This window comes from Pseudomonas sp. ME-P-057 (genome assembly GCF_030208975.1).
In the GTDB taxonomy this organism is placed as follows: domain Bacteria; phylum Pseudomonadota; class Gammaproteobacteria; order Pseudomonadales; family Pseudomonadaceae; genus Aquipseudomonas; species Aquipseudomonas lutea.
Genome location: NZ_JARVSX010000034.1, coordinates 35,034 through 50,035 on the forward strand (window position 1 = coordinate 35,034; position 15,002 = coordinate 50,035).

A 15,002-nucleotide genomic window follows, 5' to 3' on the forward strand; every position below is an offset into this window, starting at 1 on the left:
GCCAAGCGCGAGGCATGTCGAGAACTTTGCTGAAGCCCACCTCCGCCACTGGCATATCGCTTGCTTGCTGCCCTTCATCGACTCGATCCAACGGCGGAGCGAGACACAGGACAACGACGTCGCTGTCGCCCCGGATCAACCGGGGCGGGGCGGCGTTTTTTTTGGACGTTCGGCAGCGCTCTCTTGCACATGCCGACCTCCAGGCGGGCTCGTAAACAATGAATGACACGATTAACCCTTCGCAGGTCTGGATCAACGGCAGCGACGCCCCCGAACTGGCCAGCGTCGACCTCGGCTTCATGGCCCTCACCGACAGCGCCTCGCTGGTCGTCGCCGCCACCCAGGGCTTTGCCCAGCCGTACGGGCTGCACATCAACCTGCACCGGCAGACGTCGTGGGCAAATCTGCGCGACAAGTTGGTCAGCGGCGAGCTGCACGCTGCCCACAGCCTCTACGGCCTGGTCTACGCCGTTCAATTGGGTCTGGCCGGCCCCGCAACAGACATGGCCGTCCTCATGGGCCTGAATCAGAACGGTCAGAGCATCAACCTGTCGCGCTCGCTGCAGGACGCCGGCGTGACCACTCCTGAGGCACTTGATCGGCATACGCACCAAAGCGACTCAAAACTGACGTTCGCGCAAACATTCCCCACCGGCAATCACGCGCTGTGGCTTTATTACTGGCTCGCGAGCCAAGGCATTCACCCGCTGCGCGACGTCAACAGCGTGGTCGTGCCGCCGCCGCAAATGGTCGAGCATCTGCAGGCCGGGCGCATCGATGGCTTTTGCGTCGGTGAGCCGTGGGGCGCCAGCGCGGTGCAACAGAAGCTGGGCTTCACACTGGCGACGTCTCAGGCCATCTGGCCGGACCACCCGGAAAAGGTCCTGGCGTGCAGTCTCGAATTTGTCCGCCAGTATCCAAACACCGCGCGGGCACTGGTGATGGCGGTACTGCAAGCCAGCCGCTTCATTGAGGCAAATCCGGATAACCGGCGCAGCACCGCGCAATTGCTCAGCGCCGCCGACTACGTCAATGCGCCGGTTGGCGCGATCGAATCCAGGTTGCTCGGCGAGTACGACGACGGGCTCGGCAACCAGTGGTCCGATCACCATGCCATCCGCTTCCATCGTAACGGCGAGGTCAACATGCCGTGGCTGTCGGACGGCATGTGGTTCATGACCCAGTTTCGCCGCTGGGGCTTGCTGCGCCAGGACCCGGATTATCTCGGCGTGGCTCGCAGCGTCCAGCAGTTGGGGTTGTACCGTCAGGCCGCCGAGGCGCTGGACATCGCCGTCCCCGCATCGCCAATGCGCAGCAGTCAGTTAATCGACGGCAAGGTCTGGGATGGCAGCGACCCCGCCCGGTACGCGCGCAGTTTCAAACTGCATGCCCTCGCCGATGCCGCCCTCGTTAGCGCTGATCACTGAGGAGACGCCGACATGCTGCGAATCCTGCTGATCAACGACACCCCGAAAAAAGTCGGTCGCCTCAAGGCTGCGCTGACCGAAGCCGGTTTCGAGGTGATCGACGAATCCGGCCTCACCATCGATTTGCCGGCGCGCGTACAGGCCGTGCGCCCCGACGTGATTCTCATCGACACCGAATCCCCTGGCCGGGACGTTCTGGAGCAAGTGGTGCTGGTGACCCGAGACCTGCCACGTCCGATCGTGATGTTTACTGACGAGCACGATCCCGGCGTGATGCGCCAGGCGATCAAGTCGGGGGTCAGTGCCTACATCGTTGAAGGCATCCACGCCCAGCGTCTGCAGCCGATTCTCGATGTGGCGATGGCGCGCTTTGAAAGCGACCAGGACCTGCGTGCGCAACTGCACGCCCGTGACCTGCAACTGGCCGAACGCAAACGCATCGAGACCGCCAAGGGCCTGTTGATGAAGATGAAGCAGTGCAACGAGGAGGAGGCGTACACGCTGATGCGACGCCAGGCCATGAGCCGCCAGCAGAAGCTGATACAGGTGGCCGAACAGATCATCGCCATGAGCGAGTTGTTGGGTTGATGGCCTGGAGACTGCCGCAATGTCCGGGAGCAAGCTTAATGAAGCTTCAGCAAGCCAGCGAAGGCTGCCGGTGATCACCTGACTACACGCAGCTCACCCTGTAGGAGCCGGCTTGCTGGCGAACCTTCCTGTCAGCCGACATCTACACCGCTGACCCACCGCATTCGTCCGAACGCGGCCCGCGGTAAGCCGGGTCCTACAAAATGAACCCCGTGCAGCCGGGGTGATTCTGGCGTGCGTTTTGCTAGTTAGACCTCACAGGTAGCCAACGGCGGTTGCCCACTCACGACACAGACGTCGCACCCCTTCGCGAATCCGCGCAGGGCTGCGGCGTTTTTTCGTTTTAGCCCCGAGCACATCGGGGCGGGTGGAGTGCCGCTCTGGTGCTTCGCCTGCATGACCTGACCCGTAGCGGTGCGAGCGATGCCGGCACCGATCACGAATTTCCTGCAGATGAGGTGTTAGATGAATACAAGTTTCTGGAAAGCCGGCCACAAACCGACGCTCTTCGCCGCGTTCCTGTACTTCGACCTGAGCTTCATGGTCTGGTATCTGCTCGGCCCGCTGGCGGTGCAGATCGCCGCCGATTTGCACCTCACCACTCAGCAACGCGGCCTGATGGTCGCCACGCCCATCCTGGCAGGCGCCGTGTTGCGCTTCATCATGGGCATGCTCGCCGATCAGCTTTCACCGAAAACCGCCGGCATCATCGGCCAGGTGATCGTTATCGCCGCCCTGCTGGGTGCCTGGCAGCTGGGGATCCACAGCTACGAACAGGCGCTGCTGTTAGGCGTGTTTCTGGGCATGGCTGGCGCCTCGTTCGCCGTCGCACTGCCGCTGGCCTCGCAGTGGTACCCGCCGCAGCATCAGGGCAAGGCGTTGGGCATCGCCGGCGCCGGCAACTCCGGGACCGTGTTCGCCGCCCTGATCGCGCCGGTCCTGGCCGCCAGCTTTGGCTGGAACAACGTGTTCGGGTTTGCTGTGGCGCCGTTGCTGCTGACCCTGATTGCGTTCTCGTTGATGGCGAAAAACGCGCCCGAACGTCCCAAAGCCAAGTCCATGGCCGACTACTTCAAGGCACTGGGCGACCGCGACAGCTGGTGGTTCATGTTCTTCTACAGCGTGACCTTTGGCGGCTTCATCGGTCTGGCCAGCGCCCTGCCCGGCTACTTCAACGACCAATACGGCCTGAGCCCGGTGACCGCCGGCTACTACACCGCCGCCTGCGTGTTTGGCGGCAGCATGATGCGCCCGTTGGGCGGCGCGCTGGCCGATCGCTTCGGCGGTATCAGAACCCTCTCCGGGATGTACGCAGTGGCGGCAATCTGCATTGCAGCAGTCGGCTTCAACCTGCCCAGTTCGTGGGCGGCCCTGGCATTGTTCGTCGCTGCCATGTTGGGTCTCGGGGCCGGCAATGGCGCGGTGTTCCAACTGGTGCCACAACGCTTTCGCAAAGAGATCGGCGTGATGACCGGGCTCATCGGCATGGCCGGCGGCATCGGCGGCTTCCTGCTTGCCGCAGGACTGGGGGCCATCAAACAGAACACCGGCGAATACCAATTGGGCCTTTGGCTGTTTGCGCTGCTGGGCGTGCTGGCGTGGTTCGGGCTGATGAACGTCAAGCGTCGCTGGAGAACCACCTGGGGCTCGGCGGCGGTGACCGCCGCCCGCGTCTAGAGCGTGAGTCTCAATCAGCCCAACGTCCGGGTCGCCAATACCGTGAGCGGCCTGCAACTGCGCGTCGCCGAACACAGCGCGACCGGGCCGCGCGCCGAAAATCAGGACGCCATGCGCGTGGTGACACCCGCCCCGGCCCTCGCCGCCAGCAAGGGCTACTTGTTCGCGCTTGCCGACGGTGTCAGCCAATGCGCCGACGGCGGCCTGGCCGCTCGCGCCACCTTGCAGGCGCTGGCGATGGATTACTACGCGACGCCGGAAACCTGGAGCGTCGCAGTGGCGATGGATCGCCTTCTTCTTGCGCAGAACCGCTGGCTGCTCGCCAACGGCTTGTTGACCACGCTGAGCGCGCTGGTCCTGCGCGGGCGTCGCTTCACCCTCGCCCACGTCGGCGACTGCCGCGTGTACCGATGGCAGCCGGGCCAGCTTCAGCGAATCAGCCAAGACCATGTCTGGGAGCAGCCCGACATGCAACACGTGCTCAAACGCGCACTCGGCCTGGACCAGTACGTGGTCATGGACTACCTGGACGGTGAACTCCACGCAGGCGAGCGCCTGCTGCTAGTCAGCGACGGCGTGTGGGCGACATTGGGTGACGCGAAGATAGGTGCGATTCTCGGCGAACAAGCCGACCTGGATACGGCCGTGCGCACATTAGTCAACGCGGCACATCTGTGCGGTAGCACCGACAATGCCAGCGCTGTACTGATTGAGGTTGATCAGTTGGGCTCCGACAGCCTGGGCGAAACATTGATGCAACTGCAACAGTGGCCCGTCCCGCCGAAGCTCAAGGCAGGCCAGACATTTGAGGGCTGGCACGTTGAGGGACGTATTGGCGACTCGCGGCAATCGCTGCTCTATCGCGTCCGCGACAGTCAGCAGCAGCCATGGCTGTTGAAGACGATTGCGCCCGCGCGGGTTGATGAAGCGGGCGCAGGGCAAGCCTTGTTGCTCGAAGAGTGGTTTCTGAGGCGCGTCGCAGGCGTCAGCTTCCCGCAGGTGCATGCCTGCACCCAGCGCCAGCACTTGTATTACGTGATGCGTGAGCATGCGGGCCGAACCCTTGCCGAGCTCTTCGTGAGTGACGGACCGATGCCGCTGCCTCAATGGCTTGGACTGGCGCAGAACCTCATCGGCGCCGTGGCGCTGTTGCACCGCCGCAATATCATTCACCGCGACATCAAACCGGAGAACCTGCTGCTCGATGCGTCAGGCGCACTCCGCGTGCTGGACTTCGGGTTGGCCTACTGTCCCGGACTGTATGTCGTTGAGGACGGTGATGTGCCTGGCACACCCAGCTTCATGCCGCCCGAAGCCTTCGACGGCGCGGAGCCCTGCCCCGCGTTCGATCTGTATGCGGCCAGCGTGACGCTGTACTTTCTGCTGACCGGCCACTACCCCTACGGCGAAATCGAACCCTTCCAGCACCACCGCTATGGTCACCCACAACCCGCCGGCCGTTACCGCCCGGATGTCCCGGAGTGGCTGGAACATCATCTAGAGCGCGCATTGCTTGCTGACCCACTCAAGCGCTTCGAGACGGCCGAGCATTGGTTGATAGCGTTTCGACAAGGCGAACTACAGCCACATGACCGGCGCACGCTGCCGTTGCTTGAACGGGAGCCGTTGAAGGTCTGGCGCACAGTGGCCTTGCTCTCGCTAGTAATCAATCTGCTGATGCTGGCCTGGATGCTCAAGCCCTGAACCACAGCAGATCCCTACCCGACGGTTCACTGCGGATGCTAAATCGCAGGCAAAGAAAAACCCGGCCTAGGCCGGGTTTTTCGTGAAGCGAGGCTAATTACTTAGCTTGGGCTTCTACTTGTGCTTCTACGCGGCGGTTAACAGCACGGCCAGCGTCAGTTGCGTTGTCAGCAACTGGGCGAGTTTCGCCGTAGCCAACCGAGTTCACGCGGTTAGCGCCAACACCGTACTGGTTAACCAGAACTTGCTTAACGGCGTTTGCACGACGCTCGGACAGCTTCTGGTTGTAAGCGTCAGGACCGACGGAGTCAGTGTGACCTTCAACAGTGGTGGTGGTCTGTGGGTACTGCTTCATGAAGTCAGCCAGGTTCTTGATGTCGCCGTAGCTGTTTGGCTTCACAACCGACTTGTTGAAGTCGAATTTAACGTCCAGCTCTACACGAACGACTTCAGCAACAGCTGGGCAGCCGTTAGCGTCAACGGTCACGTTTGCAGGGGTGTCCGGGCACTTGTCAACGTTGTCGCAGACGCCGTCGTTGTCGCTGTCGGAGCACACTTCAGCTACTGGAGCTGGTGCTGCTTCAACTTTCTTCGAACCGCCGCCGAAGTTCACACCGATACCGACGCTAGGAGCCCACTCGGTGTCGCCCTGGTCGATGTTGTACTGAGCTTCAACGCCAGCACGGGCATAGAAGTTGTCAGTGAAGTACAGCTTGGCACCGCCGCCGATGTTGGCGAAGGTGGAACGGTTACGACCGTTGCTGCCGTTCTGATCGATGCTCTGATCGGAGAAACCAGCCGAAACGTATGGACGCAGCATGTCGCCCGGGTTGTTGAAGTGGTACAGAGCGTCCAGAGCGGTGTTCGCGCCCTTGATGTTCTGGCCATTGTCGCTACGGACGTTGTGCACTTCGTCATAGCCCAGACGCAATTCAACGTCGTCGGTCAGGAAGTAGCCAACAGAACCGCCGAACAGGTTGCCGTCGTTTTTGAAGTTACGAGCGCTGTCGAACTGTTCTTTCTTGGCGAAGCCTTCGATTTCGACTGCGCCTTGGCCTTGTGCCAGAGCGCCGAACGAAGTTGCGGCAACAATAGTACCAATGGCCAAGCCCAAGGTGTTTTTCAGTTTCATCCGTTAAATCCCCATCTGGTGATTGTAAAGCAGTCCCCCTAAGCGAGAGACAACTCGTCGGCAAGTCTATCAGAACTTGCCTGCTCGTTAGAGATATTTGCGCCGAGTTAAGTTTCGGTAACGCCTGCAAATTTCTCACGTAATTTATCAAGTGCCCGTTTGTAGCGCATTTTCGTGGCACTCAGGCCCATGTGCATGATGTCTGCGATCTCCTGAAACTCCAGCTCTGCGACAAATCGTAGCACCAGAATCTCTCTGTCGATCGGGTTCACATACACAAGCCAGCGATCAAGCCCGCCCTTTTCTTCTGGTTTCGGCGCCTTTTCTTCCGACGCTTCCTCGAGGGGGTCAAGACTCAAAGCGTCCAGCAACCGACGCTTTCGCCGCTCCTTCCTGTACTGCGTGATGCATTCGTTGTACGTAATGCTGTAGAGCCAGGTTTTGAACTTCGATTTACCCTCGAAGTTCTTCAACCCATACAACACCTTAAGCATCACTTCCTGACAGACATCGTCAGCATCGCGATCGTTCCCCAGATAACGTGCGCACACGTTAAAAAGTGTCCGCTGGTAACGACGCATCAGCTCTTCATACGCACGCGTGACATGGAACAGCTCGTCGTGCGAGCGCGCCACCAGCTCCTCGTCGGAGAGCTCGCGTGGGTCATAGCGCAGAGAGGGCGATTGAGCGTTATTCAAAACAAGTCGTGCCGACGGTCAGGGAGATGTCCACCGCACCCGGAACTCGCCCGGATTTTTGCGGCGGCATACATTAGCAGGTTCGCCGACTCAACGGCTGCTCACTCGCTGCTCAAGGAGGATCCGGTTGGACAAAGACACCAACTCGCCTTCCTCGGTCAGCAGGGTGGTTTTCACCGTGCCAATTTCCTCGATCTGCCCTTCGACCTCTCCAACACGCACTTGTTGCCCTACCTGGTACAACTCCCGTACATAAATTCCCGCCAGGATCTGGCTCGCGATTTCGCGGCTTCCCAGACCCATGGCCAACGCAACGGCCAGACCAACGGTAATCAATCCGATGACGATGACGTGGTTCAGCAGGTCCGTTTTGACCTCAAGCTGACTGATCGCCACCGAAATACTGATGATGATCACCAGCCACTGAGCGATCCTGCCGAGGCCGGCCGAGTAATCCAGCCCTACCCCTTCGGCCGCGCCACGCACGATGCCGTTAACCAGTTGCGCGAGCAATACGCCCACCAGCAACACCAGCGCAGCGCCGAATACTTTCGGCAGATACAGCGCAAGCATGTCCAGCGTCGCGGATACCCGCTCCAGCCCCAGCGATTCTGCCGCCGACACCAGAAAAATCAAGAGCACGAACCAATAAACGATCTTGCCGATCAAGGTGGAAATCGGGACCTGAATGCCTGCGCGGCTGATAAGCTTGGTCAGCCCCGTACCGCCCATCAGCCGATCAAGACCGAGTTTTGCCAACAGCTTGGAAAGCAGGGTGTCGAGCAGCTTCGCCACCACGAAACCCAAAAGCACGACCACCAGAGCCCCGAACAGATTCGGGATGAAGTTTGCCACTTTGGTCCACAACGCAGTCATTGCAGTGACCAGACTCTGCGTCCAGAGATCCAATTCCATATTCAATCAGCCTTGTCTTGTGCGCCGGTAAACGTGGTGCCGGCGCGTGTCGCCTTGCGACGGGAAACAGGTGAAACGTGAGCGGAGCCGTTGTTTACGGCAATCATCAACGCTTGCGTGCAACGACCCAGAAGACTGAACAGATCACCGGCGCCCACCTGACGGTTAGCGGTCTTCAATACCCGGCCCAGAACGGCATCGTCGTCGCGGCTGCTGGACGACGAATTGAGCATGTCTCGCAGTGATTCTTCAAACGGGTCGTGCATCGGGCACCTCACGCTATGTCACTGAAAGACGCAGGCAGATGTGCAGGAGTCACACAACACATCCAGACGGCTGTGACTTTTTTACCGTTATACCCAACGCAGGCGCTTGAACAACCACATCTGGCCTATCGCAACCACCAGCATCAAAAGGCACGCGAAGAGAAAACCGTATGGGTTTTCCGAGCCGGGAATGCCTCCCACGTTGATGCCCAGCAAGCCTGTCAGAAAGCTCATCGGCAGAAAAATTCCAGTGATGATGCCAAACCGGTACATGGTCCTGTTCATGCGCTCGCTGAGGCGGCGGTCTTCGGCCTCAAGCACCAGCCCCACTCGCTCTCGGGTCAATTCCAGCTCTTCCAGATACCGGGTGAGACTGTTGTTCAATTCGTTCCAGTAGTCCGCATCGTCCTCCACGAACCACGGCATCTTGCTGCGCGTCAGTTGCGCGTAGATCTCACGCTGCGGTGCAAGAAAACGCCGCAGCCCTGCCGCGCGCCTGCGGATGTGCACCATGTTGCCGTGCTCGGGCATATACCGCTCGTCGGCATCTATGCGTTCTTCCATGTCATCGACCAATTCGGTCAGCTCGCTGACGACGGCCTGCACCTTGTCGGTGAGAAACTGGGCCAGATAAAGCAGCAGCTCTGATGCGGTTTTGGGCCCCTTGCCTTCGTTGAGCGAGGCGATCAACTCGTCAGTCGCCCGCAGGGAGCGCAGGCGCAATGAGATTACTCGCTGAGCCGCCGCGAAAATCCGCACCGAGACCATGTCCTCCGGTTCGGCGCCCGGGTTCAGGTTGACGCCACGCAGGAACAGCAACAACTCGTTCTCGGGCAGCGCCAGCAAGCGCGGCCGGGTGTTCTCTTCCAGCATCAGGTCACAGACGAACTGGCTTAGCCCGCTCGCACTGCGCAACCACGTCTGGGTCTGCGGATGACTGCGATCCCAGTGAAGCCACACGCTTTCGTGGGGCTCCAGTTGCAAACCATCCAGTTCGGTTCGAGGAATCGAACGCGCTCCGCCCTTACCGTCCAGCACGAGGGCATGAACCAGCCCCCACTGCGCGTTTGATTCGTCGAACATTCGTATCCTTGCTGACTGCGGTGCAGACTCGGTGGCTGCACCCATAAAGAATGAAAGTTGATCAGTCCGGCATCGTCAGTGCGATGGGCGAGACAATGATGCCGTTGTTGTCGGCGTACACGAATTCGCCCGGCCTGAAGGTCACGCCACCGAAGTTGACGACCTTGTTGAGTTCACCCAGGCCGCGCTTTTCGGTCTTCAGCGGGTGACTGGCCAACGCCTGCACGCCCAGATCAGTCTGCGCCAGGACATCGACGTCGCGCACACAGCCGTAGATGACCATCCCTTCCCAGCCGTTTTTCGCAGCTTTCTCGGCGATCATGTCGCCCAGCAACGCGCAACGCAGCGAGCCTCCGCCGTCAACCACCAGCACCTTGCCCGTGCCGTCCTGCTCAGCCTGCTCACGGACCAGAGAATTGTCCTCAAAGCATTTGAGCGTCACGATCTCGCCGCCAAACGAATCACGGCCACCGAAGTTGCTGAACATTGGCTCGACCACCTGAACCTGTTCAGGGTAAGCGTCGCACAAGTCCGGGGTGATGTAGTGCATGGGGTAACTCCTGTCAGAAAAGGCTCTATGGGTCGGATACAACGGCTAGAGCATAGCTGGCGGGTGTGACACACCGAAACGCCCCGCGCCGTCTTCTTATATAGAACAAAAACCCGACCGACGAGTCGTGACGTACATTTACCGACCCTGACTGACGTGAGCGCAGCTTATCCCCAAGTCGACGCCCAAGGAATGGCTGCGACCCTCATAGCTGCGGAGTTGCCATCATGTTCAGCGTTGATTCAGTCTTGGCGCCTGCAGCATGGCGGTTCAGCCAGTCCGCGACGCGCGGCCACACCTGGGTCTGCGCGGCTTTGCTGACCAGCATCTGCACATGGTCGAAATCCTCGCTGAAGCCGTGGTCGCGACCGAGGACCAGAAATGACTTGTCGGGCGCGCCAAACTGATCGAACAGTTCGCGGCACGCCCATTCCGGGTCTTGATGATCCCCGACTGCGGCGACAGCCAGCAACGGCACTGTCACCTGCGCCAGCCCCGACCACCAATTGTCCTTTTTATCCCCGAAGCGCCCGAACAGGCCGTGCCAGCGCATGCTTTCCAGGATCACGCCCATCGGCTCATCCTCAGGGCCGCGCTTGAAGCGCTGGCCCGAAACATGCTCGAAGCGCTTGAGTATCAGCCGTGCGAGCCACTGCAGCGGCGGTACTTTGAGCGGCCAGTGGCTGCGGGTGACCTGGCTGCCGAAGATTGCCACGGAGGCTGCGTCGTCCGCCGTCAGCGTCTGCCCGCCCAGCGCGGCCGCCAGCGTGGTGCCGCCCAGGGAATGACCGACCCAGTGCGGCGCCTGACCGGTCTGCTCACGGACGAACGCGGCGATGGCCGGCAGATCGTAGCGGGCGTAATCGGCGACACAGTTGCCCGCGTAAGCGCTGTTGCGCGCTGACAGCCCGTGGCCGCGCATCTCCGCGATCCAGACGTCGAAACCTTCACGCGCCAGGTACGCACCCAGGCCAATACCCTTGGGCGAATACCAGAAGCGGCGATTGGAAAAGCTGCCGTGCAGCAGCACAACTGGCACGCCCCGGGCGTCCGGCGCCGCAACACGACCCAGTCGGGTGACAGCGATTTCGACAGTGAAATCCGGGCTGTTGCCGGGCTTCAGGCGGTACACGTCCTCGGTCAGGTCGCCACGACGCTCGGCGCTGATCAGGGCTACAGGGAAAAGATGACTGCTGCTTTGCATGGTGCTCTTGCTGGAAGTCTTGAGTGAGTCGGGTTCGGTCCGGTTCAGACCCGTGTCGGAACTGCTTCTGCAGCCGCCATTGGTGGTGGCCGACAGTAGTAGCTGACAAGTGGTGGCTGACCGCCGTGGCTGCAGGCTTGTACCGCAGGCCATTACTGCAGGTTGACGCTCTCTGCGCGCTGAAAATCACCCATGAAAAAGGGCGGATTCGTTAAAACCCGCCCTTTTTCAGGAAACCGGCCCGTACAAACGGGCCGGCATGTTACTCCATCTGCATCAGGTTGGAGCGTCCTCTTCGGACAGGAAGAACCAGGTCTCCAGCACCGAATCGGGGTTCAGCGACACGCTTTCGATGCCCTGCTCCATCAACCAGCGCGCCAGGTCCGGGTGATCGGAGGGGCCCTGGCCACAGATGCCGATGTATTTGCCGGCCTTGTTACAGGCCTGAATGGCATTGGACAGCAGCTTTTTCACCGCAGGATTACGCTCGTCAAACAGGTGCGCGATGATCCCGGAGTCTCGATCCAGACCCAAGGTGAGCTGAGTCAGGTCATTGGAGCCGATGGAGAAGCCGTCGAAGTACTCCAGGAACTCATCGGCCATCAGCGCGTTGGAGGGCAGTTCGCACATCATGATGATGCGCAGCCCGTTCTCGCCCCGCGCCAGACCGTTTTCGGCCAGCAGATCGATCACCTGGCTGGCTTCGCCCAGGGTGCGCACGAACGGCACCATGATCTCGACGTTGGTCAGACCCATGTCGTTGCGCACACGCTTGAGGGCGCGGCACTCGAGTTCGAAGCAGTCACGGAAGTTTTCGCTGATGTAACGCGAGGCGCCACGGAAGCCCAGCATGGGGTTTTCTTCTTCCGGCTCGTAGAGCTTGCCGCCGATGAGGTTGGCGTATTCGTTGGACTTGAAGTCCGAGAGCCGCACGATGACCTTCTTCGGCGAAAACGCGGCGGCCAGGGTGCTGATGCCCTCGACCAGCTTCTCGACATAGAAACCGACCGGGTCGTCATAGCCGGCGATGCGCTTGTCGACGCTTTCCTTGATGTCCAGCGGCAGGTTCGCGTAGTTCAGCAGTGCTTTGGGGTGCACGCCGATCATCCGGTTGATGATGAATTCCAGACGCGCCAGGCCGATGCCCGCGTTAGGCAGTTGGGCAAAATCGAACGCGCGATCAGGGTTGCCGACGTTCATCATGATCTTGAACGGCAACTCCGGCATGGCGTCGACGGAGTTCTGCTTGATGTCGAAACCCAGCTCGCCTTCGAAGATGTAACCGGTGTCGCCCTCGGCGCAGGACACGGTGACGCCTTGGCCATCCTGCAACAACTCAGTGGCGTTGCCGCAACCGACCACTGCCGGAATGCCCAGCTCACGGGCGATGATCGCCGCGTGGCAGGTGCGCCCGCCGCGGTTGGTGACGATGGCGCTGGCGCGCTTCATCACCGGTTCCCAGTCCGGGTCGGTCATGTCGGAGACCAGCACGTCACCGGCCTGGACTTTGTCCATCTCGGAGACGTCCTTGATGATCCGTACCTTGCCGGCTCCGATGCGCTGGCCAATGGCGCGGCCTTCGACGAGGACGGTGCCCTTCTCTTTAAGCAGGTAGCGCTCCATGACATTGGCCGATGTCCGGCTCTTCACCGTCTCGGGCCGCGCCTGGACGATGTACAGCTTGCCGTCGTCGCCGTCCTTTGCCCACTCGATGTCCATCGGGCACTGGTAGTGCTTCTCGATGATCATCGCCTGGCGGGCCAGGTTGCTGACTTCTTCATCGCTGAGGCAAAAGCGTGCGCGATCGGCCGGCTCAACGTCGATGGTCTTGACCGACTTGCCGGCCTTGGCTTCTTCGCCGTAGATCATCTTGATGGCCTTGCTGCCCAGGTTGCGGCGCAGGATTGCCGGGCGACCGGCCTCAAGGGTGTTCTTGTGAACGTAGAATTCGTCCGGGTTGACGGCGCCCTGCACGACGGTTTCGCCCAGACCATAAGCGCCGGTGATGAACACGACGTCGCGAAAACCCGACTCGGTGTCGAGGGTGAACATGACGCCTGCCGTGCCGGTCTCCGAACGCACCATGCGTTGCACACCGGCAGACAGCGCCACCAGCTTGTGGTCGAAGCCCTGGTGCACACGGTAGGAAATGGCGCGGTCGTTGAACAGCGAAGCGAACACTTCCTTGGCCGCACGAATGACGTTTTCCACGCCGCGAATGTTAAGGAAGGTTTCCTGCTGGCCGGCGAACGAGGCGTCCGGCAAGTCTTCTGCGGTGGCGGAAGAACGCACGGCAACAGCGACATCCGGGTTGCCTGCCGACAGTTCGGCGAAGGCGGTGCGAATTTCGGCGTTGAGCTTCTCGGGGAATTCGGCCTCCATGATCCACTGACGAATCTGCGCGCCGGTGCGGGCCAGCGCGTTGACGTCGTCGACATCCAGAGCGTCGAGGGCCTGATGGATCTGATCGTTCAGACCACTTTGCTCAAGAAAATCACGATAGGCCTGAGCTGTAGTGGCAAAGCCACCGGGAACGGACACGCCTGCGCCCGCCAGGTTGCTGATCATCTCGCCGAGGGATGCGTTCTTGCCCCCCACATGCTCAACATCATGTTTGCCGAGCTTATCGAGGGAAACTACGTACTCTACCAAGGTGATCTCTCCACTAACCGATTATTGTTGGGAAACGCTTTGGTGCTGGAATCGCAGGTAATCAGGACAAGCCCACAGCTTTGGATCGTGAACAGCCGGGTGTTGGCTGTGTCGACCGGGCAATCCGATTGCCGAATACAGGTAGAATGCAGCGAGTCAGGGCCTGCAAGCCGGCCTATCATATCCATAAATGACCATCAGCTTAAGGCCCCGGGGCGCAAATGAAACGATCCGCTTTCTTCATCTCCGATGGCACCGGCATAACCGCCGAAACCCTGGGGCAAAGTCTGTTAGCGCAATTTGAAAACATTACTTTCAACAAGTTCACGAGGCCCTATATCGATAGCGTCGAGAAGGCTCGTGCGATGGTCCAGCAAATCAACAACGCTGCCGAAAAGGATGAGGCCCGTCCGATTATTTTCGACACCATCGTGAATCAGGACATCCGCGAAATCCTCGCCACCTCCAACGGCTTCATGATCGACATCTTCTCGACCTTCCTCGCCCCGCTGGAGCTGGAGCTTAGTTCACACTCTTCCTATTCGGTGGGCAAATCCCATTCCATCGGGCACAACTCCAACTACATGGAGCGAATCGAGGCGGTGAACTTCGCGCTGGACAACGACGACGGGGCCAGGACGCACTACTACGACAAGGCCGACATCATCCTGGTGGGTGTGTCGCGCTGCGGCAAAACGCCGACCTGCCTGTACATGGCCATGCAGTTCGGGATTCGGGCGGCCAACTACCCGCTGACCGAGGACGACATGGAACGCTTGCAGCTGCCGCCGGCGCTCAAGCTGCATCGCGACAAGCTGTTCGGCCTGACCATCGACCCCGACCGCCTTACCGCCATCCGACACGAGCGCAAACCCAACAGCCGCTACTCGAGCTACGCGCAATGCGAGTTTGAAGTGCGCGAAGTCGAAAGCCTGTTCCGCCGCGAAAACATTCCGAACATCAACTCGACGCACTTTTCCGTCGAGGAAATCTCGGCGAAGGTGCTGGTGGAGAAAGGCGTGGAACGGCGGTTTAAATAAGCGCTTGGCTCCAGACCTGTAGGAGCCGGCTTGCTGGCGAACCGAGGCTTCAGACCCCATTTTCAG

General features: G+C 60.4%; 13 protein-coding genes. 5 read left to right on the top strand and 8 right to left on the bottom strand.

The annotated features are described in order from the left end of the window. Positions 1-218: 218 nt before the first annotated feature. From QRN48_RS18390 to QRN48_RS18405, 4 genes are all read left to right on the top strand, one after another. Positions 219-1,427, top strand: a complete 1,209-nt coding sequence (locus QRN48_RS18390; protein WP_191943601.1) for a CmpA/NrtA family ABC transporter substrate-binding protein — start codon at positions 219-221, stop codon at positions 1,425-1,427. Positions 1,428-1,439: 12 nt separating this feature from the next. Then, entirely contained in the window at positions 1,440-2,015 is a 576-nt protein-coding gene (locus QRN48_RS18395; RefSeq protein ID WP_191943602.1) for an ANTAR domain-containing response regulator, read from the top strand. Between the two features lie 465 nt (positions 2,016-2,480). Next, positions 2,481-3,692, top strand: coding sequence for a nitrate/nitrite transporter (locus tag QRN48_RS18400; protein WP_191943603.1), 1,212 nt, complete (start codon positions 2,481-2,483; stop codon positions 3,690-3,692). Between the two features lie 42 nt (positions 3,693-3,734). Next, on the top strand, positions 3,735-5,396 hold the full coding sequence (locus QRN48_RS18405; RefSeq protein WP_285352252.1) for a bifunctional protein-serine/threonine kinase/phosphatase: 1,662 nt from the start codon (positions 3,735-3,737) through the stop codon (positions 5,394-5,396). A gap of 97 nt (positions 5,397-5,493) precedes the next feature. Here the strand turns inward: QRN48_RS18405 and QRN48_RS18410 are convergent, their stop codons facing one another. From QRN48_RS18410 to ppsA, 8 genes are all read right to left on the bottom strand, one after another. Continuing rightward, positions 5,494-6,528 (bottom strand): OmpA family protein, encoded by a 1,035-nt coding sequence (locus tag QRN48_RS18410; protein ID WP_037011036.1) that lies wholly within the window; start codon positions 6,526-6,528, stop codon positions 5,494-5,496. A 107-nt stretch (positions 6,529-6,635) separates the two neighbouring features. After that, a complete protein-coding gene (gene sigX / locus QRN48_RS18415; RefSeq protein ID WP_037011038.1) occupies positions 6,636-7,226 on the bottom strand; it encodes an RNA polymerase sigma factor SigX in 591 nt (196 codons plus the stop codon). Between the two features lie 90 nt (positions 7,227-7,316). After that, entirely contained in the window at positions 7,317-8,141 is an 825-nt protein-coding gene (locus tag QRN48_RS18420; protein WP_037011040.1) for a mechanosensitive ion channel family protein, read from the bottom strand. Between the two features lie 2 nt (positions 8,142-8,143). After that, positions 8,144-8,407 (bottom strand): hypothetical protein, encoded by a 264-nt coding sequence (locus tag QRN48_RS18425; protein ID WP_037011042.1) that lies wholly within the window; start codon positions 8,405-8,407, stop codon positions 8,144-8,146. Positions 8,408-8,494: 87 nt separating this feature from the next. Next, complete coding sequence (gene cmaX / locus QRN48_RS18430) at positions 8,495-9,490, bottom strand: divalent cation transporter CmaX (RefSeq protein WP_037011043.1); 996 nt, start codon at positions 9,488-9,490, stop codon at positions 8,495-8,497. A gap of 61 nt (positions 9,491-9,551) precedes the next feature. Next, positions 9,552-10,040 (bottom strand): ribonuclease E activity regulator RraA, encoded by a 489-nt coding sequence (gene rraA, locus QRN48_RS18435; RefSeq protein WP_037011044.1) that lies wholly within the window; start codon positions 10,038-10,040, stop codon positions 9,552-9,554. A 205-nt stretch (positions 10,041-10,245) separates the two neighbouring features. Further along, positions 10,246-11,244, bottom strand: coding sequence for an alpha/beta fold hydrolase (locus QRN48_RS18440; RefSeq protein ID WP_285352201.1), 999 nt, complete (start codon positions 11,242-11,244; stop codon positions 10,246-10,248). 276 nt (positions 11,245-11,520) lie between these two features. After that, a complete protein-coding gene (gene ppsA, locus QRN48_RS18445; RefSeq protein ID WP_285352202.1) occupies positions 11,521-13,896 on the bottom strand; it encodes a phosphoenolpyruvate synthase in 2,376 nt (791 codons plus the stop codon). Positions 13,897-14,117: 221 nt separating this feature from the next. Here ppsA and ppsR point away from each other — a divergent pair, with 221 nt between their 5' ends. After that, a complete protein-coding gene (ppsR, locus tag QRN48_RS18450; RefSeq protein ID WP_037011048.1) occupies positions 14,118-14,936 on the top strand; it encodes a posphoenolpyruvate synthetase regulatory kinase/phosphorylase PpsR in 819 nt (272 codons plus the stop codon). Positions 14,937-15,002 lie beyond the last annotated feature (66 nt).

Excerpts from the sequence above, each read along its gene's own strand:
- QRN48_RS18390 (WP_191943601.1), top strand. The coding sequence starts at position 219 with ATGAATGACACGATTAACCCTTCGCAGGTCTGGATCAACGGCAGCGAC.
- QRN48_RS18395 (WP_191943602.1), top strand. The coding sequence starts at position 1,440 with ATGCTGCGAATCCTGCTGATCAACGACACCCCGAAAAAAGTCGGTCGC.
- QRN48_RS18400 (WP_191943603.1), top strand. The coding sequence starts at position 2,481 with ATGAATACAAGTTTCTGGAAAGCCGGCCACAAACCGACGCTCTTCGCC.
- QRN48_RS18410 (WP_037011036.1), bottom strand. The coding sequence starts at position 6,528 with ATGAAACTGAAAAACACCTTGGGCTTGGCCATTGGTACTATTGTTGCC.
- QRN48_RS18420 (WP_037011040.1), bottom strand. The coding sequence starts at position 8,141 with ATGGAATTGGATCTCTGGACGCAGAGTCTGGTCACTGCAATGACTGCG.
- QRN48_RS18425 (WP_037011042.1), bottom strand. The coding sequence starts at position 8,407 with ATGCACGACCCGTTTGAAGAATCACTGCGAGACATGCTCAATTCGTCG.
- cmaX (WP_037011043.1), bottom strand. The coding sequence starts at position 9,490 with ATGTTCGACGAATCAAACGCGCAGTGGGGGCTGGTTCATGCCCTCGTG.
- rraA (WP_037011044.1), bottom strand. The coding sequence starts at position 10,040 with ATGCACTACATCACCCCGGACTTGTGCGACGCTTACCCTGAACAGGTT.
- QRN48_RS18440 (WP_285352201.1), bottom strand. The coding sequence starts at position 11,244 with ATGCAAAGCAGCAGTCATCTTTTCCCTGTAGCCCTGATCAGCGCCGAG.
- ppsR (WP_037011048.1), top strand. The coding sequence starts at position 14,118 with ATGAAACGATCCGCTTTCTTCATCTCCGATGGCACCGGCATAACCGCC.